The organism is Cryobacterium adonitolivorans (assembly GCF_004402695.1).
Classification (GTDB): Bacteria; Actinomycetota; Actinomycetes; order Actinomycetales; family Microbacteriaceae; genus Cryobacterium; species Cryobacterium adonitolivorans.
In genome coordinates, this window is the sequence record NZ_SOFL01000052.1 from 53,796 (window position 1) to 80,512 (window position 26,717).

At 67.6% G+C, this 26,717-nt stretch carries 19 protein-coding genes and 2 pseudogenes; 13 read left to right on the plus strand and 8 right to left on the minus strand.

All coding sequences use genetic code 11. From position 1 onward, the window contains the following. Positions 1–16: 16 nt before the first annotated feature. The 4 genes and pseudogenes from acnA to E3O42_RS15850 all read left to right on the plus strand — a co-directional run bounded on the left by acnA (position 17) and on the right by E3O42_RS15850 (position 6,402). On the plus strand, positions 17–2,836 hold the full coding sequence (acnA, locus tag E3O42_RS15840; RefSeq protein WP_134454864.1) for an aconitate hydratase AcnA: 2,820 nt from the start codon (positions 17–19) through the stop codon (positions 2,834–2,836). 110 nt (positions 2,837–2,946) lie between these two features. Continuing rightward, on the plus strand, positions 2,947–4,983 hold the full coding sequence (dxs, locus tag E3O42_RS15845; RefSeq protein ID WP_198414160.1) for a 1-deoxy-D-xylulose-5-phosphate synthase: 2,037 nt from the start codon (positions 2,947–2,949) through the stop codon (positions 4,981–4,983). Positions 4,984–5,043: 60 nt separating this feature from the next. After that, positions 5,044–5,376 (plus strand): annotated as a pseudogene (locus tag E3O42_RS18855) (MerR family transcriptional regulator); the annotation flags it as partial. 45 nt (positions 5,377–5,421) lie between these two features. After that, complete coding sequence (locus E3O42_RS15850; protein WP_166788022.1) at positions 5,422–6,402, plus strand: aldo/keto reductase; 981 nt, start codon at positions 5,422–5,424, stop codon at positions 6,400–6,402. Between the two features lie 150 nt (positions 6,403–6,552). Here the strand turns inward: E3O42_RS15850 and E3O42_RS15855 are convergent, their stop codons facing one another. From E3O42_RS15855 to E3O42_RS15870, 4 genes and pseudogenes are all read right to left on the minus strand, one after another. Then, the gene (locus E3O42_RS15855; RefSeq protein WP_134454868.1) at positions 6,553–8,745 is read right to left on the minus strand and encodes a 3-hydroxyacyl-CoA dehydrogenase NAD-binding domain-containing protein; all 2,193 of its coding nucleotides are present in this window, start codon (positions 8,743–8,745) and stop codon (positions 6,553–6,555) included. Continuing rightward, positions 8,742–9,947 carry a thiolase family protein gene (locus E3O42_RS15860; RefSeq protein ID WP_134454870.1) on the minus strand — a complete coding sequence of 402 codons (1,206 nt, stop codon included), beginning with the start codon at positions 9,945–9,947 and terminating at the stop codon, positions 8,742–8,744. The genes E3O42_RS15855 and E3O42_RS15860 overlap by 4 nt, the downstream gene beginning before the upstream one ends. Before the next feature lie 77 nt (positions 9,948–10,024). After that, complete coding sequence (locus E3O42_RS15865; RefSeq protein ID WP_420897890.1) at positions 10,025–11,236, minus strand: HRDC domain-containing protein; 1,212 nt, start codon at positions 11,234–11,236, stop codon at positions 10,025–10,027. A gap of 535 nt (positions 11,237–11,771) precedes the next feature. Next, positions 11,772–12,326, minus strand: a pseudogene (locus E3O42_RS15870) (DUF3000 domain-containing protein); the annotation flags it as partial. 64 nt (positions 12,327–12,390) lie between these two features. On the opposite strand from E3O42_RS15870, the gene E3O42_RS15875 reads away from it, so the two are divergent. Next, a complete protein-coding gene (locus E3O42_RS15875) occupies positions 12,391–13,653 on the plus strand; it encodes an alpha/beta hydrolase family protein (RefSeq protein WP_134454871.1) in 1,263 nt (420 codons plus the stop codon). On the opposite strand, the gene E3O42_RS15880 is transcribed toward E3O42_RS15875, so the two are convergent. Together E3O42_RS15880 and E3O42_RS15885 are read right to left on the minus strand one after the other, a co-directional pair. Beyond that, entirely contained in the window at positions 13,650–14,096 is a 447-nt protein-coding gene (locus E3O42_RS15880) for a SufE family protein (RefSeq protein ID WP_134454873.1), read from the minus strand. The genes E3O42_RS15875 and E3O42_RS15880 overlap by 4 nt on opposite strands. Further along, positions 14,093–14,995: a sulfurtransferase gene (locus tag E3O42_RS15885; RefSeq protein WP_134454875.1), complete on the minus strand. Its 903-nt coding sequence runs from the start codon at positions 14,993–14,995 to the stop codon at positions 14,093–14,095. Before E3O42_RS15885 ends, E3O42_RS15880 begins: the two co-directional genes overlap by 4 nt. 155 nt (positions 14,996–15,150) lie before the next feature. Between E3O42_RS15885 and zapE the strand changes: the two genes are divergently transcribed. From zapE to E3O42_RS15925, 8 genes are all read left to right on the plus strand, one after another. Beyond that, positions 15,151–16,206 (plus strand): cell division protein ZapE, encoded by a 1,056-nt coding sequence (zapE, locus tag E3O42_RS15890; RefSeq protein WP_420897891.1) that lies wholly within the window; start codon positions 15,151–15,153, stop codon positions 16,204–16,206. A 183-nt stretch (positions 16,207–16,389) separates the two neighbouring features. Beyond that, entirely contained in the window at positions 16,390–17,610 is a 1,221-nt protein-coding gene (locus E3O42_RS15895; protein ID WP_134454877.1) for an ammonium transporter, read from the plus strand. An 85-nt stretch (positions 17,611–17,695) separates the two neighbouring features. Next, positions 17,696–18,202 (plus strand): type II toxin-antitoxin system PemK/MazF family toxin, encoded by a 507-nt coding sequence (locus tag E3O42_RS15900; protein ID WP_134454878.1) that lies wholly within the window; start codon positions 17,696–17,698, stop codon positions 18,200–18,202. Positions 18,203–18,429: 227 nt separating this feature from the next. Further along, positions 18,430–21,327 carry a LuxR C-terminal-related transcriptional regulator gene (locus E3O42_RS15905; protein WP_134454880.1) on the plus strand — a complete coding sequence of 966 codons (2,898 nt, stop codon included), beginning with the start codon at positions 18,430–18,432 and terminating at the stop codon, positions 21,325–21,327. Between the two features lie 114 nt (positions 21,328–21,441). Next, complete coding sequence (locus E3O42_RS15910) at positions 21,442–21,864, plus strand: DUF6325 family protein (RefSeq protein ID WP_134454882.1); 423 nt, start codon at positions 21,442–21,444, stop codon at positions 21,862–21,864. A gap of 72 nt (positions 21,865–21,936) precedes the next feature. Further along, positions 21,937–22,275, plus strand: a complete 339-nt coding sequence (locus E3O42_RS15915) for an SHOCT domain-containing protein (protein WP_134454884.1) — start codon at positions 21,937–21,939, stop codon at positions 22,273–22,275. 122 nt (positions 22,276–22,397) lie between these two features. Next, complete coding sequence (locus E3O42_RS15920; protein WP_134454886.1) at positions 22,398–23,858, plus strand: flotillin family protein; 1,461 nt, start codon at positions 22,398–22,400, stop codon at positions 23,856–23,858. A 9-nt stretch (positions 23,859–23,867) separates the two neighbouring features. Beyond that, entirely contained in the window at positions 23,868–24,596 is a 729-nt protein-coding gene (locus E3O42_RS15925) for a YqjF family protein (RefSeq protein WP_134454888.1), read from the plus strand. A gap of 36 nt (positions 24,597–24,632) precedes the next feature. Here E3O42_RS15925 and E3O42_RS15930 read toward each other — a convergent pair whose 3' ends face one another. Together E3O42_RS15930 and E3O42_RS15935 are read right to left on the minus strand one after the other, a co-directional pair. Further along, entirely contained in the window at positions 24,633–25,277 is a 645-nt protein-coding gene (locus E3O42_RS15930; RefSeq protein WP_134454890.1) for a class I SAM-dependent methyltransferase, read from the minus strand. Further along, a complete protein-coding gene (locus E3O42_RS15935) occupies positions 25,274–26,428 on the minus strand; it encodes an NAD(P)/FAD-dependent oxidoreductase (RefSeq protein ID WP_134454892.1) in 1,155 nt (384 codons plus the stop codon). Before E3O42_RS15935 ends, E3O42_RS15930 begins: the two co-directional genes overlap by 4 nt. Positions 26,429–26,717 lie beyond the last annotated feature (289 nt).

Consider the following 26,717-nt stretch of genomic DNA (forward strand, 5'->3'; position numbering starts at 1 on the left):
CGAAGGAGAGGGCATCGTGTCTGCTGTTAATAGTTTTGGAGCTCGGGACACCCTGCGCGTCGGTTCGACGGACTACGAAGTCTTTCGCCTGGACGCCGTCAAGGGATTCGAGAAGCTGCCGTTCAGCCTCAAGGTGCTGCTGGAGAACCTCCTCCGCACCGAAGACGGCGCCAACATCACCGCGGATCACATTCGCGCACTGGGCGCGTGGGTTCCCACCGCCGATCCCGACACCGAGATCCAGTTCACTCCCGCTCGCGTGATCATGCAAGACTTCACCGGCGTGCCGTGCATCGTCGACCTCGCCACCATGCGTGAGGCCGTCGCCGACCTCGGCGGCGACCCCAACAAGATCAACCCGCTCGCCCCGGCAGAACTCGTCATCGACCACTCGGTCGTCGCCGACCTGTTCGGCAGCGAGAACGCCCTCGAGCGCAACGTCGAGATCGAGTACGAGCGCAACGGTGAGCGCTACCAGTTCCTCCGCTGGGGCCAGACCGCGTTCGACGACTTTAAGGTCGTCCCGCCGGGAACCGGAATCGTGCACCAGGTCAACATCGAGTACCTGGCGCGGGTCACCTTCACCCGCGAGGTAAACGGCATCCTTCGCGCCTACCCGGACACCTGCGTCGGCACCGACTCGCACACCACCATGGTCAACGGCCTCGGCGTTCTCGGCTGGGGTGTAGGCGGTATCGAAGCCGAGGCCGCCATGCTCGGCCAGCCCGTGTCGATGCTCATCCCCAAGGTCGTCGGCTTCAAGCTCAACGGCTCCATCCCCACCGGCGTCACGGCAACGGATGTTGTGCTCACCATCACCCAGATCCTCCGCAAGCACGGCGTGGTCGGCAAATTCGTCGAATTCTACGGCGAGGGCGTCGCCCAGGTCCCGCTGGCCAACCGCGCCACCATCGGCAACATGAGCCCCGAGTTCGGCTCGACGGCGGCCATGTTCCCGATCGACGACGTCACCCTCGGATACTTGCGCCTCACCGGCCGCAGCGAGGACCAGGTCGCGCTCGTCGAGGCGTACTCGAAACTGCAGGGCCTGTGGCACGACCCCGCCCAGGAGCCCAACTTCAGTGAGTACCTGGAGCTGGACCTCGGCACCGTCGTGCCGTCGATCGCCGGGCCCAAGCGCCCGCAGGACCGGGTCGAGCTCAGCAACGCCAAGACCCAGTTCGAAATCGACCTGCAGAATTACGCCACTCACGACCTGTCTATGGTGGACGCGGCCGTCGAGGCGTCCTTCCCGGCGTCTGACCCGATCGGTTTCACCGCGCAGGACGAACAGAGCGCGCACCAGATCTCCCACCAGCACGTGAGCCACGCTCCCGTCTCGGTGTCGAGCCCGGTGCCGATCACCACGGCTGACGGCGCCAGCTACACGCTCGATCACGGCGCAGTGGCCGTTGCAGCCATCACCTCCTGCACCAACACCTCGAACCCCTCCGTCATGCTCGCCGCCGGCCTGCTGGCACGGAATGCCGTGAAGAAGGGCCTGAAGTCCAAGCCCTGGGTCAAGACCACCCTGGCGCCCGGCTCGAAGGTCGTCACGGACTACTACGCGAAGGCCGGCCTCACCGATGACCTCGAGGCCCTCGGTTTCTACACCGTCGGCTACGGCTGCACGGTCTGCATCGGCAACACCGGTCCGCTTATCGACGAGGTTTCGGCCGCGATCAACGACAACGACCTCGCGGTCACCGCGGTGCTCTCCGGTAACCGCAACTTCGAGGGCCGGATCAGCCCGGACGTGAAGATGAACTACCTGGCCAGCCCTCCGCTGGTGATCGCGTACGCCCTGGCCGGCTCGATGAACTTCGACTTCGACACGGATTCCCTCGGCAAGGACACCGAAGGCAACGATGTCTTCCTCAAGGACATCTGGCCGGACTCCGCCGAGGTGCAGTCCACTATTGACAGCTCGATCGACACGGCCATGTTCACCAAAGAATACGGCGAGGTCTTCGAAGGCGACGAGCGCTGGCGTGCACTGCCGACGCCGGACAGCGAGGTCTTCGAGTGGGACCCCAAGTCCACCTATGTACGGAAGCCCCCGTACTTCGACGGCATGACGCTGGAGACCACGCCGGTCTCCGACATCGTCGACGCCAGGGTCCTCGCCAAGCTCGGCGACTCGGTCACCACCGACCACATCAGCCCGGCCGGCAACATCAAGGCCGACAGCCCGGCCGGTGCGTACCTGATGGAGCACGGCGTCGACCGCACGGACTTCAACTCCTACGGTTCGCGCCGGGGAAACCACGAGATCATGATCCGGGGCACATTCGCCAACATCCGGCTGCGCAACCAGCTGCTGGACGGCGTTGAGGGTGGCTACACCCGCGACTTCACCAAGCCGGATGCGCCGCAGTCGTTCATCTACGACGCCAGCCAGAACTATCAGGCCGCCGGCACTCCGCTGGTGATCTTCGGTGGCAAGGAGTACGGCTCCGGCTCGTCACGAGACTGGGCCGCCAAGGGCACCAGCCTGCTGGGGGTCAAGGCCGTCATCACCGAGAGTTTCGAGCGCATCCACCGCTCGAACCTGATCGGTATGGGCGTGGTCCCGTTGCAGTTCCCGGCCGGTGAATCCTGGTCGACCCTGGGCCTGGACGGCACCGAAAGCGTGTCGATCAGCGGCCTGGAAGAACTCAACGCCGGCAGCACCCCGAAGACTGTGCACGTCGTCGCAACGCCGACGGCGCACTCGGCCGCGGGCAAGCCCGTCGTCGAGTTCGACGCCGTGGTGCGCATCGACACCCCGGGCGAGGCCGACTACTACCGCAACGGCGGCATCCTGCAGTACGTGCTGCGCTCCCTGGTCGGATAGCTTCACAGACTGGCAAGACAGCTGGCGCGTAGACTCGGTTCATTCGATCTGCGCGCCAGTTCATTCTCTCCACGTGACGCGAAGCACTCAGAACGCGAAAGGTAGTGCCCATGACCCTTCTGGAGACGATCCACGGTCCCCGGGACCTCGACGGTCTCACGAAGGACCAGCTGGAAGAGCTGGCGGCGGAGGTCCGTGCCTTCCTGGTGGCGGAGATCTCGAAGACCGGTGGGCACCTGGGCCCCAACCTCGGCGTGGTCGAAATGACCATTGCCATCCACCGGATCTTCGATTCGCCGCGGGACGCCATCGTCTTCGACACCGGCCACCAGTCCTACGTGCACAAGATGCTCACCGGGCGGCAGGACTTCAGCCGGCTGCGCCAGTCCGACGGCCTGGCCGGCTACCCGCAGCGCAGCGAATCCGAGCACGATATCGTCGAGAGCTCGCACGCCTCCAGCTCGCTGTCCTGGGCCGACGGGATCTCCCGGGCCTTTGAGATGACCGGTCAGAGCGACCGTCACGTCATCGCCGTCGTCGGCGACGGCTCGCTCACCGGCGGCATGACCTGGGAAGCGCTCAACAACATCAGCGACGACAACAATCGCCGCCTGATCATTGTGATCAACGACAACGGCCGCTCGTACGCACCCACCATCGGCGGCATGGCGAGGTTCCTCAACACGGTGCGACTGCGCCGCAGCTACCGGGCCGCCTACCTCTCCAGCCGGGAGGCCTTCGACCACATGGGCGCGCCGGCCCGCGCCATCTTCCGCGGTGTGCGGGGCGGCCTGCACGGCTTCCTCAGCCGGTTCTCCAACAACGAGGCGCTGTACTCCAACCTCGACATCAAGTACATCGGCCCGGTCGACGGCCACGACATGGAGGCCATGCTCGAGGCGCTGCGCCAGGCCAAGGACTACGGGTCTCCCGTGATCGTGCACACCATCACCCAGAAGGGCAAGGGCTACGACCCCGCAGTGCAGGACGTCGCCGACCAGTTCCACGCCGTCGGTGTCATCGACCCCGAGACCGGTGAACCCACCGAATCCGCGGGAGCCCCGTCCTGGACCTCGGTCTTCGCGGACGAACTGCTGAGCCTGGCCACCGACAACCCCAAGCTGGTGGCGATCACCGCGGCCATGCTGCGGCCCACCGGCCTGCACAAGATGGCCGAATGGTTCCCCGAGCGGGTGCACGACGTCGGCATCGCCGAACAGCACGCGGTGACCAGCGCCGCCGGGCTCGCGTTCGGTGGTCTGCACCCCGTCGTCGCCCTCTACGCCACCTTCATCAACCGGGCATTCGACCAGGTCCTGATGGATGTCGCCCTGCACCGGGCCGGCGTCACGTTCGTGCTGGACCGGGCCGGGGTCACGGGGCCGGACGGCCCCAGCCACCACGGCATGTGGGATCTCGCGATCCTGCAGGTCATCCCGCACATTCGGCTCGCCGCACCGCGGGACTCCACCCGCCTGCGTGAAGAACTCGCCGAGGCTGTCCTCGTCGATGACGCCCCCACCGTGCTGCGATTCCCCAAGGGCAGCACCGGTGTCGAATTCGACGCCCTGGAGCGTCTGTCCGACGGCGTCGACGTGCTCCTGCGCAGCAGCCAGCAGGACGTGCTGATCGTCACAGTCGGTCCGATGGCCGGCATGGGCCTCGAGGTCGCGGAACGGCTCGCCGCCCAGGGCATCGGCGCGACGGTCGTCGATCCGCGCTGGGTGGTCCCGGTGCCCAAAAGCATCATCGAGCTCGCCGCCCAGCACCGCATCGTGGTGAGCATCGAGGATGGTATCCGGGTGGGTGGCATCGGCACCCGCATCCGCCAGGACCTGCGCGAGGCCGGCGTCGACACCGCCGTCACAGAGCTGGGCCTGCCCGACGAGTTCCTCGACCACGGCACCCGCGCCGAGATCCTCGAACGGGTCGGCCTGACGCCGCAGCACATCGCCCGCGACGTCGTCGCGATGGTCCTCGGCAGTAAGCTGCCGCACGCCCGCGCCCTGCCGGCCGACGCCGGCCGCACCAAAACAGTTCGCACCGAAACCGGCCGCGCTGAAATTGGCAGCACTGAAACAGGCCGCACTGAGACAGGCAGCACTGAGACAGGCAGCGTTCCCCTGCAGCGCGCGCCCCGCGACTAACCGGCACCGGTCAGCCCAGGCGCTTGACTTAGAGTGCACTCTTGGTTTTAGGGTTTCAGCATGACCCCACACGACGAACGGCTTTCGATCTCGGAGGTCGCCGAACGCACCGGATTGAGCGCCCATACGCTGCGGTACTACGAGCGCGCGGGACTGATGCTTGCGCCCATCCACCGGGAGTCATCCACCCACCGGGCCTACTCGGTGCGGGACGTGACCTGGATCATCTTCCTGACCCGGTTGCGCAGCACCGCCCTGCCGATCGCGCAGGTGAGGGAGTACGCCGACCTCGCCCGGCGCGGCGAGGACACCACACCTGACCGTCTCGAGCTGCTGCAACGGCACCGCATCGCCGTCGTGGCGCAGCTCGCCGACATGCAGGCGAGCCTCGCCGCCATCGACCACAAGATCTCCCTCTACCTACGAAAGGACCACCGCATGAAGAACATCACACTGGGTGCCGACTCACCCCTCGAGGTCGGCCGGCTCGGACTCGGCTGCATGGGCATGTCCGCGTTCTATTCCGGCGCCGGCACAGACGATGCCGCGTCGATCCGCACCATCCACCGGGCCATCGACCTCGGTGTCACCCTCTTCGACACCGCCGAAATCTACGGCCCGTACGTCAACGAGGAGCTCCTCGGCCGGGCCCTGGCTGGCCGCCGCGACGACGTGGTCATCGCCACGAAGTTCGGCACCATCCAGCACCGCACCGACGGCTCCAGGGGGCTGGACGGCAGCCCGGAGAACGTGCGCCTGTCGGTCCTCGGGTCGCTGGCCCGTCTCGGCACCGACCACATCGACTTGTACTACCAGCACCGGATGGATCCGGGCGTGCCCATCGAAGACACGGTCGGTGCCCTCGCCGAGCTCATCAGCGAGGGCCTGATCGGCCACTACGGCCTGTCGGAAGCCGCGCCGGACACCATCAGGCGTGCGCATGCCGTTCACCCCGTCACGGCGTTGCAGACCGAGTACTCGCTGTGGAGCCGGGAGCCTGAAACGGAGCTGCTGCCCCTGGTGCGCGAGCTCGGGATCGGCTTCGTGCCGTACTCGCCGCTCGGCCGGGGCTTTCTGACCGGGGCCATCCGCTCGCTCGACCAGCTCGACGAGGGCGACTTCCGGCGCGACAATCCCCGGTTCGCCGGCGCCAACCTCGCCGCCAACATCCGCATCGTCGAGCAGGTCGACGCCGTCGCCACGGAACTGGATGCGACGCCGGCCCAGGTGGCCCTGGCCTGGCTGCTCGCCCAGGGGAGCGACATCGCACCGATCCCCGGCACCAAGCGGGTCGATCGGCTCGAGGAGAATGTCGCGGCGGATGCGCTGGTGCTCAGCGAGACCCAGCTCGCGACCCTGTCCGCGATCGACGCGCCCGTCGGTGACCGTTATGCCGACATGACCCCGCTGAACCGGTAGTAGCTGAACCGGTAGGCGCCGAACCGGTAGGCGCCGCACCGGTACCCACCGAAACGGAACCCACCCAGGATCTGTTGCCGAAACGGACAATTGTGGCCGGCACACCGGCCACAATTGTCCGCACGGGCAACAGTTGCGTTCCCCGGCCCCTTAGCTCAGCACGGAGGTGCTGTCGGCAGGCGCCGCGGAGCCAACCCCACGCACCATCGGGGTGTGGAAGGTGCCGCCGAAAACTCGCTCGCTGGCGCCGACCCTGTCGAGGTACGGGGTGATGCCGCCCATCTGGAACGGCCAGCCCGCGCCGAGGAGCATGCACAAGTCGATGTCTTCCGGCGCGTGCACCACGTCGTCATCGAGCATCCGCTTGATCTCATCGGCCAGGCCGTCCTCCACCCTGCGCAGGATCTGCTCCGCTGTGACCGGCGTCGTGCCGCCCGCCACGATCTTCACGGCGCCCTTGTCGAAGCCGGTGATCTTGCCGCTCGAGTTGCGGTCGAGGATCTTGCCGTGCTCGGCCAGCCGGTGCAGGTTGGTGCTCTCGAAGAACCGGTCGGGGAATGCGGCGTGGTGGGTGTCCAGCACGTGCGCGCCGACCTTGAGGCCGACAAGCTCGAGCAGTTCGAACGGTGTCATCGGCAGGCCGAACGACGCCAGGGCGCCGTTGACGACCTCGAACGGGGTGCCGGTGTCGACGGCGTGCATGGCCTCGCCGAGCAGCTTGGCCAGCACCCGGTTGACCACGAAGCCGGGGGTGTCGCGGGTGATGACGGCGTTCTTGCGCAGCTTGGCTGCGATCACCATCGCGGTCGAGAGGGTGGCCTCGTCGGTCGCGGGGGTGTTCACGACCTCGATGAGCGGCATCACGGCGACGGGGTTGAAGAAGTGGAAACCGACCAGCCGCTCGGGGTGGGTCAGCTTCGCGCCGATCTGTTCCACCGACAGCGACGAGGTGTTGGTGGCCAGCACGGCGGTGGGGGAGATGTGCTTCTCGATCTCGGCGAAGACGTCCTGTTTCACACCGAGCTCCTCGAAGACCGCTTCGATGACCCAATCGGCGTCGGCGAAGTCGGCCTTGTCGGTGGTGCCTGTCACCAGGGCACGCAGCCGGTTCGCTTCGTCGGAGCTGATCCGGCCCTTGTCCTGCAGGGTCTGGATCTCATCGTGGATGTACGCCACGCCCTTGTCGACCCTGGCCTGGTCGAGGTCGGTGATGACCACTGGTACCCGCAACCGCCTTACGAACAGCAAGGCGAACTGGCTGGCCATCAGCCCGGCGCCGATGACGCCGACCTTGCCGATGGGACGGGCGAGGGCCTTGTCCGGTGCTCCCGCCGGGCGTTTGGCGCGTTTCTGCACCAGGTTGAACGAGTAGATGCTCGCGGGCAGCTGGTCGCCGCAGATCAGGTCGGCGAGGACCTCGTCTTCCCTGGCGAACGCTTCGGCCTTGGTCCCGGTGCGGGCCGCCTTGATCAGGTCCAGCGCGGCGTACGGCGACGCGGCGACGGTGCCGATGCGGGACTCGAGCATCTTGCGGGCGATGCCGACGGCGGCATCCCACTTGACCAGGCGCTCGATCTTGCCGGGCGCGTTGGGCCGGCTCACGGTGATGCTGCCGGCGATGACGCCGTCGGCCCACCGGATCGACTCCTCCAGGAAGCTCACCGACCTGAACATGGTGTCGGCGATGCCCAGCTTGAGCGCATCAGCACCGGTCAGGGTGCGGTTGTTCTTCAGCGGGTTCTCGACGATCACCTTGAGCGCGTTCTCGATGCCGATCAGGTTGGGCAGCAGGTAGGACCCGCCCCAGCCGGGGATCAGGCCGAGGAAGACTTCGGGCAGCGCGATGGCCGCTACGGTCTCGTCGACCGTGCGGTAATCGGCGTTCAGGGCCACCTCGAGGCCGCCGCCCAGGGCGAGGCCGTTGATGAACACGAACGACGGCACCCCCAGGGTGCTCAGCTTGCCCAGGGCGAAGTGACCGAGCTGGGCGAGCAGCTTGCCCACCTCGCGGGAGGGGATCTCGCCGACCTTGCTGAGGTCGGCCCCGGCCGCGAGGATGAACGGCTTACCCGTCACGGCCACGCCGTGGATTTCGCCTCGTCCGGCGCGAGCGGTGAGTTCGTCCAGAACGGCGCTGAACTCCAGGAGCGTGACGGGTCCGAGGGTATTGGGCCGGGTGTGGTCCCGCCCGTTATCGAGCGTCAGGAGGGCCAGGGTGCGTCCGCCGGACAGCGGGATATCCCGAACGAGCGAGTGGGTGACCACTTCGTCGCCGGACACCACGACGAGCGGCGAGAAGTCCAGGGTGGCGTAATCGATCGGGGTGTTGGTCTTGTCGGTCATCGCTTGGCTGCCTTCTTGTTGAAGTGCGGGTTCTCCCAAATCACGGTGCCACCCTGGCCGAGGCCGATGCACATGGCGGTGATGCCGTAACGCACCTCGGGGTGTTCGGCGAACTGGCTGGCGAGCTGGTTCATCAGGCGTACGCCCGACGACGCGAGCGGATGGCCGATGGCGATGGCTCCGCCGTACTCATTGACGCGAGGATCGTCGTCGTCGATGCCGAAGTGGTCCAGGAAGGAGATCACCTGCACCGCGAACGCCTCGTTGAGCTCGAAGAGGCCGATGTCGGTGATCGACAGGCCGGCTTTGCGCAGCGCCTTCTCGGTCGAGGGCACGGGCCCCAGGCCCATCACCTCTGGTTCGACACCGGCGAAGGCGAAGCTCACGAGCTTCATCTTCACGCTGAGGCCGAGCTCCTTGGCGGTGGCGCCGCTGGCCAGGAGGCAGGCGGTGGCACCGTCGTTCAAGCCGGACGCGTTGCCGGCCGTGATGCGGCCATGCGGACGGAACGGCGTTTTCAGGCCGGCGAGGCCCTCGAGGGTGGTCTCGGGGCGCGGCGCTTCGTCCCGGGTTGCCAAGCCCCAGCCGGCGGCGCTGCGGGTGGCGACGGACACCAGGTCCGGCTGGATCTTGCCGGCCTGGTACGCGGCCGCGACCTTCTGCTGGCTGCGCAGGGCATACCGGTCTGAGCGGTCCTTGGTGTACTCGGGGAACCGGTCGTGGATGCGTTCTGCCGTCGCGCCCATGTTGAGGGCATCCTCGCTGACCAGGCGTTCGCTGAGGAAGCGGGGGTTCGGGTCGACCCCGGCACCCATCGGGTGGCGACCCATGTGTTCGACACCGCCGGCGATGGCGAGATCGTAAGCGCCGAAGCCGATCGCCGCTCCCATGGTGGTGACCGAGGTCATCGCCCCCGCGCACATGCGGTCGATGGCGAAGCCCGGCACGGTGACGGGCAGGCCGGCCAGCAGGGCCGCCGTGCGGCCGAGGGTCAGCCCCTGGTCGCCGGCCTGGGTGGTCGCCGCGATGGCGACATCATCGATGCGTTCGCCAGGCACCGTCGGGTTGCGCTCCATCAATCCGGTGATCGCCTTGACGACCAGGTCGTCGGCCCGGGTATTCCAGTACATACCCTTCTCGCCGGCACGACCGAACGGGGTACGAACCCCGTCCACGAAGACGACTTCAGTTCTCTCGGCCACTTTGCCTCCATCACTCAAAACAGGTATCGCACGATCCTAGGGTGACGGATTAACCGGTGTGAATCCTTTGACTGTTCCTACGAATCAGCGTCCGAGGACATGGACGCGCTTTGGTGGACTTCCACAAAGACATCAGCGATTAGTTGTGCGGTGGCCTCAATCTGCCAGGTTCGCGCGCCGAGCTCGGCGAGGGCCTCGCCGACGGCATCGGCACCGGCAGGCTCCGGCGGCTGCCACGCCACCCGGCGCAGGTGGTCGGGCGTGAGCAGATTCTCCAACGGGACAGCGAGCTCCTCAGAGACGGCCGTCAGGGCAGCCCTGGCGGCCTTGTACCGCAGGTCCGCGTCGGGATTGCGGTCCGCCCAGGCGCGGGGTGGCGGCAGTGCGTCGCCGTTCGCCTTCACGGAGGGCAGGTCGACACTGGCGAGGCCCCGCAGCATGGCCTTCCACCATCTGTCGAGTTCGGTTCTGCTGGCGCGGCCGTTGAATTCGCGCAGCTCGGCGAGAGCGTTCCGGTTGGCGGGCAGCAGGCGCGCCGCGGCTACGAGAGACGCGTCGGGAACCAACCGGCCGGGGGAGACGTCTAGCTCCTGGGCGAGGGCATCCCTGGCCACCCAGAGCTCGCGGGCCACGGCCAGGTTGCGCTGGCCACGCACAGCATGCAGGCCGGACAGTCGGCGCCACGGCTCCGCGCGGGCCGGCTTTGCTTGCTTGGCAAGCACGGCGGCGAATTCCTGGTCGGCGATCCCGGTCTTGCCGGATTCCACGAGCAGGTCGACCATGCTGTCGCGCAGGTCCGGGAGCAGCTCCACATCCAGGGCCGCGTACACCAGCCAACTCTCGGGCAGTGGACGGGTCGACCAATTGGCCGCGGAGTGTTCCTTGGCGAGGTGGATACCGAGGAGTTCCTCGACCACGGTGCCGAGCCCCACGCGGGGCAGGCCGAGCAGGCGTGCCGCGAGTTCGGTGTCGAAGATCCGGGCGGGGTCCAGGCCGACCTCACGGAGGCAGGCGAGATCCTGGCTCGCTGCGTGCAGGATCCATTCCTCGTCGGCGAGAGCGACATTGAGTTCGCTGAAGTCGCCGATAGCCGGTGGATCGAACAGGAAGGTGCCCGCCTCCCGGCGGTAGATCTGGATCAGGTAGGCACGCTGGGAGTAGGTGAAACCTGATGCGCGTTCCGCGTCGATGCCGATCGGCCCGGTTCCGGAGGAGAGCACGGCGAGTGCCGCGAGATAGGCCGCGCGAGAGTCGACGACCTGGTGTGTGACCACGGGTCGTTCAACCACGGGATGCACGGTGTGCCGAGAGATACGCGACACCCGAAAGATTCGGTGCCGTGGTGTTCACAGCTCCAGGGTTCATCCCCAGGCCGATGTTCGGGCCGGTGTCGGTTCCGACTGTATTTCCTGCCATGACGTTCATTCCTGCGGTCTCCCTGCCGGCGCGCTGAGCGCCGGGCGCATCGAGGCCGGCGAAATCAAGACCGGCCGTTTCCCTGCCGGCGGACTCGCGGCCGCCGGCGGCCACTCCCAGCGTATGCAATCCCGGGTTCGTTCGCAGAACTGCGCTCTGTTGCGGTCCGATCTGGTCCAGCGGGCCGAGCGTGATTCCCGACGTGCCCTGTCCCGACGTGCCCTGTCCCGACGTGCCCTGTCCCGACCTGCCGTGCCCCGAAGCGCTCGGTCCCGGCGCGCCCGGTCCGGAGGCGCCGGGTTCGTCGGCGCCGGGACCGTCGGCGCCGGGTTCGTCGGCGCCGGAGGGATGCCCGTGCCGAGCGGAGGAGGCGTCATTGGGAAGGCCGTGACGGCGCGGGGCGGGCTGCTCACTGGCGGGCGGGAGGCCGGCGAGCATGCACAGCAGCTCTCCCCACCCCTCCACGTGCGCGGCGAGGTCGTTGTCCAGCGGGCTCCACGACGCGCGCAACTCAATCTGGGCGCCGTCGCCCTGGGAGGCGAGCTCGCCGAAGCCCGAGGAGAGGATCTTGGTGGCGGTGCCGGAGGCGGCGGTGTAGTTCGCGCCGCGAGCGTCCAGGGCGTCCACTAACCAGGCCCACGCGACCTCGGCGAGAAACGGATCGACTCCGATGTCGGTCTCGAGCGGAGCCTGGGCGAAGCAGACGACGCGGAACGGCCCTCCCCAACTTTCGGGTTCGTCGGGGTCGTAGAGCAAAATGAAGCGTCCGGTGCCGAAGTCGGAGTCGCTGCCGTGCCGCACCGGCGTGACATCGGCAGAGAGTGCGACGGCGTACGGCGCGAGGTTTCCGGGCGCCGAGATCTCGGTGACGACCAGCTCCGGGCGCGGGCTGGAAGAACGGATAGCGTCGAGCGCCGCGGCAAACTGCGCAGGGCGGTGGGGCTGATCCTCTGAATCGGGCACGTCTGCAGACTAGAGTTTTTTCCGTGCGCTGGTGCGAGGCACGCCGAACAGCACGGAGGTAGGCATGACAGGGATCGGTGCTCGAACTCAATCCACGCATGGCCTGGCTTCTGCCGGGCTGGTGATTGCCGGCGGCGTCGTTGCGGTGAGCGCCGCCGCAGCGTTGGCGGTCGGTGTGCTGGCCGGCGTTATGGCGCGCCGCATCGTGACCCCGCCCACGAAACGTGCCGACGACACCAGGGTGTTCGACGTCGACCTCGACGCCGGCACCATCACCCTCGAGGCGACGAAGGATGCGGTGCTTCCCGGTGACTACAGCTTCTGGTTCGCCGGCGACTCCGGTCACGCGCGGCTGGGCGTCATCGAAGGGCGCACGGTGACGACGGTGACCCGCCGCATCCTGACCGTGGACTTCGGGAACCTCGGCGCCGCGACCAGGGGCCGTCTGGGCGGCTACTCCTTCCTCGGCCCCTGGGACCTCGGGCTCGAGTTCTCCAACGTGACGGTGCCGACCGAGCTGGGAGACGCACCGGCCTGGCTGATCCCCGCGGCAGAACCCTCCGGGCGCTGGGTGATCCAGGTGCACGGCCGCGGGGTCCGTCGGCACGAGACGCTGCGGGCCGTTCCGGTTTTCAACGCCGCTGGCTACTCGTGCCTGCTGGTGTCTTACCGCAACGACGGTGAAGCGCCGCCGAGCGCCGACGGGCGGTTCGGGCTCGGCGACACCGAGTGGCGGGACGTTGAGGCCGCCATCGACTTCGCCGTGGGCCAGGGAGCCACCCAGATCGTGCTGATGGGTTGGTCGATGGGCGGGGCGATCGCCCTGCAGGCGGCGACCCGCGCCAGGCACGACGGTCGGGTCACCGGCATCGTGCTCGATTCACCCGTGATCGACTGGGCGGATGTCGTGGCCTACCAGGCGCTCATGCTCCGGCTTCCGCGGGCGGTGGTGCGCGGCGCGCTGGTGGTGATGGGGCGCCGCTGGGGACGGATGGTGACGGGGCTGCATCTGCCTATCGACTTCCCCCGACTGGACTTCGTGTCCCGGGCGAGCGACCTGAGCCTGCCGATTCTCATCCTGCACAGCGACGACGACGGCTACGTGCCGTCGGCGCCGTCCAGGGCCCTCGCCGAGAAGCGCCCCGACATCGTCACCCTGGTGCCGTTCTCGGTGGCCAGGCACACCAAGCTGTGGAACTACGATCCGGCCGCCTGGAACGCGGCCATCCTCGGCTGGCTCGGCACGCTCGGGTCGTGCCACCCCGCGGTGACGGCGGCCCGTGACACGGGCGACAGGCAGGCTGCGCCCGGCAAGCCAGGAACCTAGCCCAGGGCGGCCTGCCGTTCGCGCAGCTGGCGCTTGGTGCGACCCAGCATGGCGGTCATGCCGCGCAGCCGCAGCGGCGAGACAGCCTGGGTGAGGCCGATCGACTGGGGGTAATCATCCGGAACGGCCAGGACGTCGTCGACGCTGAGGCCGTCCAGGCCCTGCGCGAGGATCGAGGCGAAGCCCCGGGTGGTGGGGGACTCCGCCGGCGCCGTGGCGTACAGGTGCACGGCGCGGTCGTCGTCCACTTCCACGAAGATGAACACCGGCGACTGGCATTCTACAACCCGTTCGAAGAGGTCGGGGTGATCGCGGTATTTCTCGGGAAGCTCGGGGAGTTCGTTGGAGAACTCCAACAGAAGCATTAGGCGATCCGGCTGTTCGAGTGCCAGGAAGTCCTCGCGGATCTCGGCGAGCTGGCTGGGAAGGTCGATCGTGCTCATCGGTGCGCCGGTGCGGTTCCGGGGGCGGTGCCCTGCACGATCGGGACCCGCACAGCGCTGCCCCACTCGGTCCACGAGCCGTCGTAGTTGCGCACGTTCTCAAGTCCGAGCAGGTGGGTCAGCACGAACCAGGTGTGGCTGGATCGCTCGCCGATGCGGCAGTAGGCGATCACGGGCTCGTCGCCGGTGAGCCCGGCCTCGTCGCGGTAGATGGCGTCGAGCTCGGCACGGGGCCGGAAGGTGGCGTCCTCGGCTGCGGCGCGGGCCCACGGCACCGACACCGCCGACGGGATGTGGCCGGCCCGCAGGGATCCCTCCTCGGGATAGGCGGGAGCGGTGGTGCGTTCGCCGCTGTATTCCTCCGGCGAGCGCACGTCGATGAGCGGATGCCCGAGGTGGGCGAGAACGTCGTCCTTGAACGCGCGGATGGGGCCGTCTGCCCGCTCCACGACGGGGTACCGGGCCGGTTCGGCGGACTCGCGGTTGGTGGTCAGCTCGCGGCCCTCGGCAATCCACTTCTGGCGGCCGCCGTCGAGCAGTCGCACATCGTCGTGGCCGAACAGGGTGAACACCCAGAGGGCGTATGCCGCCCACCAGTTGCTTTTGTCGCCGTAGATCACCACGGTGCTGTCACGGCTGATGCCCTTGCGGCCGAGCAAGGCGGCGAAGGCGGCCCCGTCGATGTAGTCGCGCTCGACGGGGTCGTTGAGGTCGGTGTGCCAGTCGATCTTGACGGCACCGGGGATGTGGCCGGTTTCATACAGGATCACGTCTTCGTCGGATTCGACGACGACCAGGCCGGGGTCGCCGAGGTGGGCCTGCAACCAGTCGGTGGACACCAGGCGTTCGGGATGCGCGTACGCCGCGAACGTGGCGGAGGGATCTGTTTCGATTGTCATGGTTTCCTCCCGGAGGGCTCGTGAACCTGGACGACGGCGCGGCCCTGGTGTGCGTGCATTTAGGCTGGTGGACAACCTGCGCGCAGGTTTCCAAGGTACAAGGCAGAACCCCCCACCTAAATTCCACCAGGATGTCGGGGACAGACAGGAACCGGATGTCAATCATGGTCAGTGCGACCCGAAAGCTGCCCCTTCGACTCGTCGACAGGTCGCCATCCATTACCGGTGCGGAGATAGTCTCTGAACTCGTCCCGCCGCCGCAATTCGAACACGCCTCGTTCGAGTCCTACCGGCCAGACCTCGCCTACCCGTCCCAGGTCGAGGCCGTGGAACGGCTCAACGCCTTCGCGGCCTGGCGGGCCCGGCCGGGCGGGTTCTTCTCCCGCACCCGCAAGGCCAAGGCCGAGTTCCCCGGCATCTACCTCGACGGCGGATTCGGCGTGGGCAAGACCCACCTGCTGGCGGCGCTCTGGCACGGAGCACCCGGTCCCAAGTACTTCGGCACCTTCATCGAGTACACGGCGCTGGTCGGCGCTCTCGGGTATGCCGACACCGTGACCCAGCTCTCCGGCGCGAAGCTCATCTGCATCGACGAGTTCGAGCTCGACGATCCGGGGGACACCATGCTGATGACCAGGCTGCTGGGCGAGCTGATCGCGTCGGGCACCCGGGTCGCAGCCACCTCCAACACCCCGCCGAACTCGCTCGGCGAGGGCCGGTTCGCGGCCGTGGACTTCCTGCGGGAGATCCAGGCCATGTCCGCGAACTTCGAAACCGTGCGCATCGACGGACTCGACTACCGCCGCCGGGATGCGTCCGGGCATGCCGAGACCGTTGTGCCCGAGGAATTCGACCGTCTGAACGAGGCACTCATTGAGCGCGGCTCCCGGGTGAGCTGCGACGACTTCGGGGCGCTGATGAAGCATCTCAGCACTGTGCATCCGTCGAAGTACATCAAGATGATCGCCGAGCTCGACGTGATCGCTCTGCGCAACGTCTACCTGCTCACCGACCAGACGGATGCGCTTCGCCTGGTGGCCTTCATCGACCGCGTCTACGACGCCGAGATCCCGATCATCGCCAGCGGTGTACCCCTGCACGACGTCTTCGACGCAGAGATGATGGAGGGCGGCTATCGCAAGAAGTACCAGCGTTCCCAGTCCCGGATGGTGGCGTTGACCACCGGTGAGTTGCCGCCGCACGCCGAATGAGCGGCCTGAGACGAAACACGCTGTTAACCTTCTCGCCGGTTGCGTAACCTACCCGAAACCCGACGGTGCGGCTGTTGAAACGTCTGGGTCGGAGACTGAGTGGCGTACCGGGGACTGCCCCTGCACGCTCGACCTGCGGCGTCGCGGTACACCCAGCAAACTCGAGAGGTGTGAGGACAATCTATGGACACGGGAAGCATTGCATGGGGGTTGACGGCAACCGCTCTGGTTCTGTTCATGACTCCGGGAGTCGCGTTCTTCTACGGCGGCCTGGTCAAGGCCAAGAGCGTCGTCAGCATGATGATGATGAGCTTCGGAGCCCTCGGACTGATCACTGTTCTCTGGATCCTGTACGGATTCAACATGAGCGTGGTCGATGGGGCCACCCAGTTCGCGGGCAACCCGTTCAGCGACTTCGCACTCGGCTCACTCGCCACGGGTGAAACCGGCAACCTCGATCTCCTCGGCGCCACCTACGGTGCGACCTTCGCGATCATCACCGTCGCCCTGATCTCCGGCGCCGTCGCCGACCGGGCCAAGTTCGGTTCCTGGATGATCTTCGCCGGAATCTGGGCGACCCTGGTCTACTTCCCGGTCGCGGCCTGGGTCTGGGGCGGCGGCTGGATCATGAGCCTCGGCGAGAACCTCGGCCTTCCCGGCGTCATCGACTACGCCGGCGGTACCGCTGTGCACATCAACGCCGGAGCTGCGGCCCTCGCCCTCGCCCTAGTCCTCGGCAAGCGCATCGGCTTCCAGAAGGGCATCACCAAGCCGCACAACGTACCGCTGGTGCTTCTCGGTGCCTCGATTCTGTGGTTCGGCTGGTTCGGCTTCAACGCCGGAGCCGAGTGGCTGAACGGCCTTGCCAACGTCGGCCTGATCGTGGTCAACACCCTCGGTGCGACCGCCGCCGCCATCCTCGGCTGGCTGATCGTCGAGAAGATCAAGGACGGTAAGGCCACCTCGGTCGGCGCCGCATCCGGTGCCGTCGCCGGCCTCGTCGCCATCACCCCGGCCTGCGCCGAGCTCGAACCCGGCTGGGCCCTGCTCCTCGGCGTCGTCGCCGGTGCCGTCTGCGCCATGGCCATCGAAATGAAGTTCAAGTTCGGCTTCGACGACTCGCTCGACGTCGTGGGCATCCACCTGGTCGGAGGCCTCATCGGCACCCTGTACCTGGGCTTCTTCGCGATCGACACCGGCCTCTTCGTCGGTGGCGACCTCGGCCAGCTCGCAGTCCAGGCCATCGCCGCCTTCGCGGTCCTCATCTACTCGTTCGTCGTCGCCTCCCTGCTGGGACTCGCCATCGAGAGGACGATCGGCTTCCGTATCAAGAACGAAGACGAAGTCGCCGGAATCGACACCTCGGTGCACGGCGAAGAGGGCTACGCCCTCGCCAATGTGTAGTCGCCGCACCGTGTCGAGATTCCCAACAGCAGAGCGCTAGACAGCAGAGCGCTAGGGAAATGGGGCGGTGGGGTAGTGTTCGGGTGTGTCACGCACCCGGGGCTTCCTCACCGCCCTTCGTTCTGCCCTTTTCACCACAAGGACCGCCGGAGCGCCGCGCACAGAATCCGTCCCCGTACAATCCGGACCCGACGCCACTGTCGAGCTCGATCCGTCGACGGTGCGGCGTGCGGGTTGGGGCTACGCGCCCAAAACCGACGGCGCTCTTGACCCCGGTGAAGTCGTCTGGACCTGGGTTCCCTTCGAGGAACGGGACGGCAGGGGCAAGGACCGGCCGGTGGTCATCGTGGCGACGCTACCCGGGGGAAACATGCTTGCCGTGCAGCTGACGAGCACGGACCACTCCGGGAACGACGACTACCTGCCGCTCGGCGTCGGTCCGTGGGATCCTGCCCGGCGGCCGAGCTGGGCCGGGCTCGCCCGGGTGTTCCAGGTGCGCCAGGGCGGGGTTCGCCGCGAAGGAACCGTCGTGGATGCCGCGCGGTACGGGCTGATCGAGAGGGCTTTGCGGGCTCGGTACGGGTGGCGCTGAGCCCACCCCGTGTTTCATCCGCAACTGCCGGCCGCCCCTTGACCAGGCCCGGACACCGCGGCATTATCACCTCACTGGCGGTGACCCGAACGCCGCGAGAACTCCGTCAAGGTCCCGGTTAGCCGGGGCCTTGACGGGGTCAATCAGTCACCCGACCGCCTCTTCGCCAGGGCCTCTGTCGTTGCGGCTCACGTTGCGCGATGGATGCAAATCGAGGATGTTTCCCGATGGCCCCCCCACTCACTCCGGCCTCCCCACTCACTCCGGCCTCCCCACTCACTCCGGCCTCCCCACTCACCCAGGTAGCCCCGGTCACCCCGCTAGCCCCGGTCACCCCGCTCACCCCGGCAGCCCCACTGGCGGCGGTGGCGTCCCCTCTGACACCGCCTCTGCTGCCCCCTCTGGATCTCGTGACAGCACCGGCCTTCCTGCTTCCCGCGGGCCTCTCCGTCGAGCCGGCGTGGTACCTGCACCGTCCGCGGCTGGATGCCCTGCTTGAGCGGTTGACGGCACCCGATGCCCGAGTCCTCGTCCTCTGGGACTCCGCCGGGTCGGGCAAGACCACGCTAATGGCGGGGTGGGCTCGGCGGCTTGTGGCTGCGGACCAGATTGTGCAGTGGTTCAGCGGCACCGATCTGCGCGACGCCGGGGACGCCGACGAGATCAGGCGCAGGGTCGCTGCGGGCGCAAACCGTACTGACGCCGGCGAGCCGGAACCGCGGTACGTTTTCATCGACGACCTGCACCTCGCCGAGAGGCCGTCGTCCGCCGACCGAACGAACCTCTTCGGCATCCTTGAGGCGCTAGTTGACATTCCGACGGGCGTCCGCATCGTGGTATCCGGCCGCCATCGGCCCGCAGCTGGGACGGCGCCCCTGGAAGCGGCCGGGATTCTCATCGATTGCGCCGGCGACACGCTGGCATTCACCCTCGAGGAAACCTTCGAACTCGCCGCACGGCACCACATCGACCTGCCCGCCGACGACGGCGCCGTTCTCCGGAGCCATACCGGGGGCTGGGCGACGGCCCTGGCACTCGCTTTGACCTGGCGAGAATCCGAGGGCGCCGCGCTGGACCTGAAGCGCTTCGACGGCGACAACCCGGCGGTGGCGGATTATCTGGCGGCAGAAGTGGTCATTGGCCTGGATTCCGGCGATCGGGAGGTCCTGTTGTGGTCGGCGCTGAGCGAGGTAGTGGCTCTCGATTTGGCGGTGGCGGTGTCAGAGCGCACCGACGCCGGCGACGTGCTCGAGCGACTGGCCCGCCAGAACACTCTCATCGCGCGCGAGCCGGCCGCCCCGGGCGGGGCGGGCTACCGATATCACCCGATCCTGCTCGCATACCTGCTAGCTGAGGGACGCAGGCTGGACGCCAGCGCCGCGACGAAACGGCATCTCCTGGCCTGTCAGTGGTACGCGGACCGGGCATACGGGCCGGCAGCGGTGGAGCAGTCGCTTCTGGCGGACGATCCTGAGCTCGTCGGCAGGTTACTCGAACGGTTCGGCCTCGGTCTCGTTCTTTCCGGCGCTACGGATCTGGTGGGACGCGCCCTGGATCAGATCGAGGGCCGATTGGTATCAACAGCGACCCTGTGCTTGCGACTTTTGCTCGAGTCTCCCTACGTCCCGGCCCGGCGCCGGGTGCAGCAACTCCTCGCGGCCGCCGATGCGGCCGCCGACGTCCGGCTCAAGCCTGCCCGCACCGAGCTTGCCCGCACCGAGCTTGCCCACACCGAGCTTGCCCACACCGAGCTTGTCCACACCCAGCTTGCCCGCACCAACGCGGGCTCGACGCCGTGGACCTTCGTGGTCGACATCCTGCACGCATTCCACGCCACCGAGCACTCCGAAATCGAGACCCGTCTGGCGGCCCTGCAGAGGGGTGCGACGACGGCGGCGGCGCAGGCCCTCGCCGTCGACCTGTTGGCGGCGACGGCTCAGGGCCGCTGCCACGACAAGCTCGGTCAGCCCGGTCCGGCGGAAGACATCCTCAGAGATGTTGCGGACTCGGCCAGGCACGCCGGCTTCGACTGGTTGTTCCTGCTAGCCAGCGACCTGGCGGCGACGGCGGCGGGGCACGCCGGCAACTGGTTGCACGTGGCGATGCTGGAAGACCAGATGGCAGCGACGGCGACGATCACGGCGACGGGGGCTGCGACTAGGGCTGTGTCGGGAGCCGTGGGACCGGTCGACCACGCCACGGGCAGGGCACTGCTCTACGCGATGATTCATCGGTACGAAGGCTGCCAACCGGTTGACCCGGTGATTCTCGAGACGTTGGCGGCCACTGAGGTCGGAGGCTCAGATGCCGGGGTCAGCGTACCCGCGGAGGTGCTGCTGCTCCTGAGCCAGCTGGATAACGCGGCACGCTCTCGCCAGGCCCTCGACAGGTTGATGCTCCTGATGCGTGAGGTCGGCTCGGAGCATCCACGGGCCCTGAGCCTGTGCTGCGTGCCCTTGATCGAGCTGAGCGGCGCACTGGACGGACGCGCCGAAACCCAGTTGGCCGTGCGCCTGATCGAACGGGCGCTCGGCGAGGACTCCCTCGAGTCGCTGTTGATCAGGTTCCTCCTCGTCTCACCCACTCGGGCCGGCCACCCTGCTGAGGAACGGCTCCGCGGAGCCGCTCTCGAAGAGCGCACGGCCTGGCGCGGCGCGACCATCGTCAGCGCCTGGATCGCGCTGGCCCACGTGGCGGATGTCTCAGGCCGACGCGTCGAGTCTGACGCCCGCCTGCTTCGAGCGCTGCGGCTCTCGAGCAGGATCGGCTGTGTACGCGCGTTCATGGCCGTGGGCGGGCAGGGCACTGCACTCATTCGAGGCCGCCTCGGCCGACTCGGTGATCTCGACGATTACGCCCGGCATATTCTCCGCTGTGCTGACGAGCTGCGCCTGCACGAGCGTCCGCCCGCGCTCGACCACGCCCGAAACAGTCCGGCGCTCACCCAACGAGAGCGGGAGATCCTGCGGGAGCTACCGTTTCACCAGTCGGTGGCGGACATCGCGGGCAAGCGCAACGTCAGTCCCAATACCGTGAAGACCCACCTGCGCAATATCTACCAGAAGCTCGAGGCCACGAACCGTGCCGACGCGGTGGCGATCGCCCAGGATCGTGGGCTGCTCTAACCCGGTTATTTCAAGATTCACCCTCTCCGGGTGACTCGACTCCGGGGGTGCGCGGCGACACTGAGCCCGAACCGGGTGGCGAGCCTGCCCACGCGTCTGACGAAGGGACAACCGATGGCGGATTTCACGTATGGACCTGTGGAGATACTCTTGATCTCCTTTGATGGCGACCGGCCCGGTGCCGCCCTGGGTGATGCGCTGCGCGACCTGATCGACGAGAAGACCATCACCCTGCTCGACCTGATCTTCGTCTCCCGCAGCATGGAGGGGGACCTGCGGATCGTCGAGGTGGAGGATCTGCCCGAGAAGGCACAACTGCCTCACCTGGAACTGGGGGAACTCGGTCTCGCCGGCCTGGACGACGTTGAAGAACTCGCGGTGGAGCTGCCGCCGGGCACCTCCGCGGCCGTCCTTGTCGTGGAACTGGCCTGGGCCCGGCACTTCGCTTCCGTGCTGGCGGCGTCAGGCGGTGCGGTGCTCCATCAGGAGCGGATTCCCGCCGCAGTCGTCAACGCGGTGCTCGACGCCGCAGGCTGACCGCCGGGCCCCAATCCGCACGCTCCAACCAAAAATCGACCCAGTTCATCCACGAACAGTAAGGACCAGATCATGTCACCACTTCGAAGGGGACGTCCCGGGCTCCTGGGCATGGCCGCGCGAACAGCGGTCGTCGCCGGCACTGCAACGGCCGTGAGCGGCAATGTGCAGCGGCGGCAACAGGGCAGGGCCCAGGACGCCCAGGCCCAGGCCCAGGCGGATGCCGATGCACAGGCCCAGGCCGAGTACGACGCCCAGCAGCAGCAGCAGCAGCAGCAGCCGGCGGCGCCGCCGCAGGCCTCCGGCGATTCCGCGTTGCTCGACCAGCTGAACCAGCTGTCCCAACTTCACAATGCCGGAGTGCTCAGCGACACGGAGTTTACGGCCGCGAAGGCAAAATTGCTGGCCTGAGGAGAGAATCAGCCGTTCTGACGCCGCACGCCGGGGCGCGGGACCGCTAGCCTACGTGGAGGGAGCGGGGCCCTTCTGGCTGCGCGACGTCACGTTCGCCTGGCGCGGACCGGAAGGAACACATGTTTGAACTCCTCAGTCCGATAATCGGTACCGTCTTCCTCGTCATCGTGGTGGGGGTGATCGTTCTCGTCTACGCCCGCTCGGTGTACAAGAATGCCGGCCCGGACGAAGCCCTCGTGATCACCGGCAAGAAGTCGAAGAAGACTATTGTCGACGGCGCCACCCTTGAGGAGTCCGGCCAGCGTGTTGTGCACGGCCAGGGCGTGTTCATCACCCCGTTCTTCCAGAAGGCCTTCAAGATCAGCCTGCGCAGCCGAGCCATCGAGATCACGGCCGTAGCCCAGGACCGCAATGGCATCACGTTGACTGTCGAGGCCGTCGCGATCGTGAAGGTCGGCGACGACCCCACCGCCATCCGCGCCGCCGCCCAACGCTTCACCGGCCAGGACAAGAACATCGACAACTTCGCGCAAGAAGTCCTCAGCGGATCGTTGCGGTCGTCGATCGGCGCCACCGACGTCATGACCATTATCCAGAAGCGCGATGAGCTCGGCACGTCGGTGCTCGCCACCGCCCGGGAATCCCTCGCCAACCAGGGCGTCGACGTCGACTCGTTCGAGATCAAGGGCATCACCGACGCGAACGACTATATCCGTGACCTCGGTCGCGCCGAGCAGGCCAAGGTGCGCCGTCAGGCCGAGGTGGCCGAGCACCAGGCAAACCGGGAGGCGCAGGAAGCGTCGATCATCGCCGAGCAGGCCGTGGCCGAAGCCCAGAACACCCTGGCGCTGCGCAAGGCGGCCCTCCAGCTCGACACCGACAAGGCATCCGCCGAGGCTGCCGCGGCCAAACCGCTCGCCGAGGCGAAGGCCCAGCAGAACATCGTTCAGGAGCAGGAGCTGACGGCCAAGCGTCGCGCCAGCCTGCGCAAGGCGGAGCTTGACTCCGAGGTCAACGCCGTGGCCGACGCCGACGCGTACCGCGTGCGGGTCTCCGCCGCCGCTGCCGCCGAGGCCCGCGTCGCGGCGGCCAACGCCGACCGCGACAGCCGGGTGGCGTCTGCCGAGGCCATTCGGGCGGAAGGACAGGCCAACGCCGACGCCATCCTGGCCCGCGGTTCGGCCGAGGCCGAGGCCACCCGCCTCAGCGCCCAGGCCGTGGCCGAGCAGTCCGAGGCGCTCATCCAGTTGCGCCTCGTCGAGATGCTGCCGAAGATCGCGCACGAGCTGGCAGCCCCGATGGGCAACATCGACCAGCTCACCGTGATCTCCACCGATGGTGCGAGCCAGCTCAGCAAGAACGTCGCCTCCGGCTTCACCGAGGTCGACGCGGTGCTGAACTCGACCATGGGCGTGGGCATCAAGGACTTGCTCGGCGGCCTGATCGGCGGAACTGCTGCCGGTACGGCATTGGCGAAGGCCCAGGCCGGCGACGGGTTCGTACCCGCACGGGTGCCGGTCCCGGTAGCTGCCGACACTGACGCCATTCACAGCGACGCCGTTCACAGCGACGCCGTCTAGGCTCACACCGTGTCAGAACCTTGGCCTATTTCGGCCGTCGCCCCGCCGCTGGCCGGCCGGGCGACGGCCAGTCAGCGGTGGTCTGACCTGGTTTTTCTGCATTGGCGGGTCGACGCGGACCAGGTGGCGCCGCTGCTCCCGGCCGGACTCCGGCCCGATGTCTACGATGGGTCGAGCTGGGTCGGCCTGATCCCGTTCGTCCTGGATCGCGCCACGGTGTTCGGCAGTGCACCGATACCGTACTTCGGCGCGTTCATCGAGGTGAATGTGCGCCTCTACGCAGTCGATTCGCGCGGGAGGCGCGGCGTGGTATTCGTGTCGCTCGAGGCGTCCAGGCTCGCTGCGGTGCTCGCAGCCCGCGCCATCTTCGCGCTCCCGTACGTATGGTCACGAACACGGCTGGAGGTGGCGGCGGGGGAGTACCGCTACTCATCCTCCCGCCACCTCGCCGCGCACGCCCACACGCGGATCGTCGCCCGACCGACGGGCCATCCCGTCGTCGACGATTCGCTGGCCGACTTCCTCACCGCCCGCTGGGCGCTGTTCACCCGGGTCCGTGGCCGAACCCTCCGGTTGCGTAACCACCACCAGCCGTGGCGCCTGTACACCGCGGAGCTGGTCTCCATCGAAGACACCCTGCTGTCCGAAGCCGGCTTTCCCGGGTTGGCGGGATCCCGTGCACCGGATTCGGTGCTCTACTCGCCAGGGGTCACAACCTGGTTCGGCGCCCGGGACTAACCGGCCGCCTCCCACCGTGTCCAAACCTACCGACGGCTACCGACGGCGCGCGGAGACGACGGCATCGGTGAGAGTGATGACAGTGCCGCCCGGGTCCTTCGTCGCTCGTGGCCGGGATTCCGCCACATCCACGTGCCACAGTGCCGAGTCGAGGCTCGCTGCCACTTCCGCTGCGGTGAAGAACATGTCGGCCGGGGGCGTGTGCCCCTGGTGGTGCGAGTCCGAGACGTCGTGCCCGACGATAAGCAGGGTGCCGCCCGCGGCCACTGCGCTCGCGAGCCTGCGGAAGAGAGTCGTCCTCTGCACGGACGGCAAGTGCATGAACTGGGCGCTGACCAGGTCGAAGGTGCCTTCCGGGGGAGCCCACGCGGTGAAGTCGTGGTGCTCCCACAGGATCCGGTTTGCGATGGCCGCGGATTCGGCCGGGTCAACGCCGGCATTCCTGCTGCGGGCGGCGGCGCGTTCGAGGGCGACGGCCGAGAAGTCAGCGGCTGTGACCGTCCAGCCCCTGGACGCCAACCAGATTGCGTCTGCGCCCTCGCCGCAGCCGATGTCCAAGGCGGAGCCCGCCGGCAGGGCCAGGGTCTCGCTGACCAGGACCGGGTTGGGCGCACCGCTCCAGACATCGTTGCCTGCGCCGTAGCGTTCGTCCCAATAGGTCTGGTCGAAGTTGTCGCTCATGGGTTCTGTCCTTCTGGGGTCGGAACGGGCTGGGGATCAAGGCCGTGTCGGCGATCGCCGAGGACCGAACTGCTGTTTTGGGCCTCGTTAGCGGCCGAGAACGGATGGCGGTATGCCGCGACGGCGGTCTCCAGTTCTTCCGTGATGAGGTCGGAGTTGATCATTGTGGCCACGCCGAGTCCGGCGGCAGCGGCTACGACGACCTGTGCCATCAGGTTGCTGGCGTTGCCGGCCACCCAGATTCCGGGCACCACGGCACCGCCGCTGACAACCCGCCCGGACTCGTCGCTTTCCAGGTGGGTGCCGACGCCCAGCGGATGGGGTGTCGAGGTCAGCCCGAGCCCGGCGAGGAAGTCGGTGCGGGACGTGAACGTCGGGGCGACCACAAGGGCCTGCAGGGAGATCAGGTGGCCGCTGGACAGGCGAACCCCGGCCAGCGCGTCGTCCTGCACCTCGAGGCCCGCGACCGGGCCGATCACGACGCTGATACCGCGGGCGGCGAGTTGCTCCCACTCTGCCTCGGTCGGACCGTGCTCCCGGGAAATCAAGCCGGCGGCGTCGAGCATGTCGCCGTGCAGGAACAGGGTGATGTTCCGGCTCCACTGGCGAAAGAGCAGCGCCTGGTGAACGGACTTCGGCCCGGTGCCGAGAATACCGATGGCCTGGTCGCGGACCTCCCAGCCGTGGCAGTACGGGCAGTGCAGCACGTCCCGTCCCCACCGCTCGCCGAGCCCGGGAATATCGGGGAGTTCGTCGACGAGCCCGGTCGCCACCAAGAGCCGGCGTCCCGACACGGTGCTGCCGTCATTCAGGGTGACAGTGAAGCCGTCCGGCGAGCGTCGGCTGTCGACGGCCCGGCCCGCCACGAACTCCGCACCGTAGGAGCGGCCTTCTTCCTGGCCGAGGCGCACCAACTCGGCGGGGCGCAGGCCGTCGCGGGTGAGGAAACTGTGCACGCCGTCGGCGGGTGCGTTGCGCGGCTGCCCGCTGTCGACGACAACCACCGAACGTCGCGCCCGTCCGAGCACCACAGCGGCACTGAGTCCTGCCGCTCCGCCGCCGATGATGACGACGTCGTGGGTCTGCGTGTGCGTTGGCGACTCCGCACGAGGAGGACTGGGGAGAGCTGAAGGCGTGCCGTGGCTGGTCATGTCACCATGCTGAAGCGCTTCCCCGGGATTGACAAATTGAATTGCCGAATTAGCAAGTGACTGCGGCCGGGCCTCGCTCCACATGGGAGGAGAATCGCTAGAAGGGCGGTGGATCTTCGGGTAGGTCGCTCGTCCGAGGTCCAGCTTGTGGTGTGGCTGGTAGTGGGGCGGGGTCAGGCGTCGGGGTCAGTGTGGGTGGTGGTCCGAGGGTGGTTTCGGGGTAGGTGCGGTGGGTTTGGCCGGCCGGTGAGGTCCAGCGCAGGACCCCGCCCGGTTCTTGGACTACGTC

What these genes read in the sequence shown, in the direction of transcription:
- E3O42_RS15935 (WP_134454892.1), bottom strand. Translation starts at nt 26,428, where the DNA reads ATGACCAGCCACGGCACGCCTTCAGCTCTCCCCAGTCCTCCTCGTGCG.
- E3O42_RS15930 (WP_134454890.1), bottom strand. Translation starts at nt 25,277, where the DNA reads ATGAGCGACAACTTCGACCAGACCTATTGGGACGAACGCTACGGCGCA.
- E3O42_RS15910 (WP_134454882.1), top strand. Translation starts at nt 21,442, where the DNA reads ATGGCGGATTTCACGTATGGACCTGTGGAGATACTCTTGATCTCCTTT.
- E3O42_RS15850 (WP_166788022.1), top strand. Translation starts at nt 5,422, where the DNA reads ATGAAGAACATCACACTGGGTGCCGACTCACCCCTCGAGGTCGGCCGG.
- E3O42_RS15855 (WP_134454868.1), bottom strand. Translation starts at nt 8,745, where the DNA reads ATGACCGACAAGACCAACACCCCGATCGATTACGCCACCCTGGACTTC.
- E3O42_RS15915 (WP_134454884.1), top strand. Translation starts at nt 21,937, where the DNA reads ATGTCACCACTTCGAAGGGGACGTCCCGGGCTCCTGGGCATGGCCGCG.
- E3O42_RS15920 (WP_134454886.1), top strand. Translation starts at nt 22,398, where the DNA reads ATGTTTGAACTCCTCAGTCCGATAATCGGTACCGTCTTCCTCGTCATC.
- E3O42_RS15895 (WP_134454877.1), top strand. Translation starts at nt 16,390, where the DNA reads ATGGACACGGGAAGCATTGCATGGGGGTTGACGGCAACCGCTCTGGTT.
- dxs (WP_198414160.1), top strand. Translation starts at nt 2,947, where the DNA reads ATGACCCTTCTGGAGACGATCCACGGTCCCCGGGACCTCGACGGTCTC.
- E3O42_RS15880 (WP_134454873.1), bottom strand. Translation starts at nt 14,096, where the DNA reads ATGAGCACGATCGACCTTCCCAGCCAGCTCGCCGAGATCCGCGAGGAC.
- E3O42_RS15885 (WP_134454875.1), bottom strand. Translation starts at nt 14,995, where the DNA reads ATGACAATCGAAACAGATCCCTCCGCCACGTTCGCGGCGTACGCGCAT.
- zapE (WP_420897891.1), top strand. Translation starts at nt 15,151, where the DNA reads ATGTCAATCATGGTCAGTGCGACCCGAAAGCTGCCCCTTCGACTCGTC.
- E3O42_RS15905 (WP_134454880.1), top strand. Translation starts at nt 18,430, where the DNA reads ATGGCCCCCCCACTCACTCCGGCCTCCCCACTCACTCCGGCCTCCCCA.
- E3O42_RS15875 (WP_134454871.1), top strand. Translation starts at nt 12,391, where the DNA reads ATGACAGGGATCGGTGCTCGAACTCAATCCACGCATGGCCTGGCTTCT.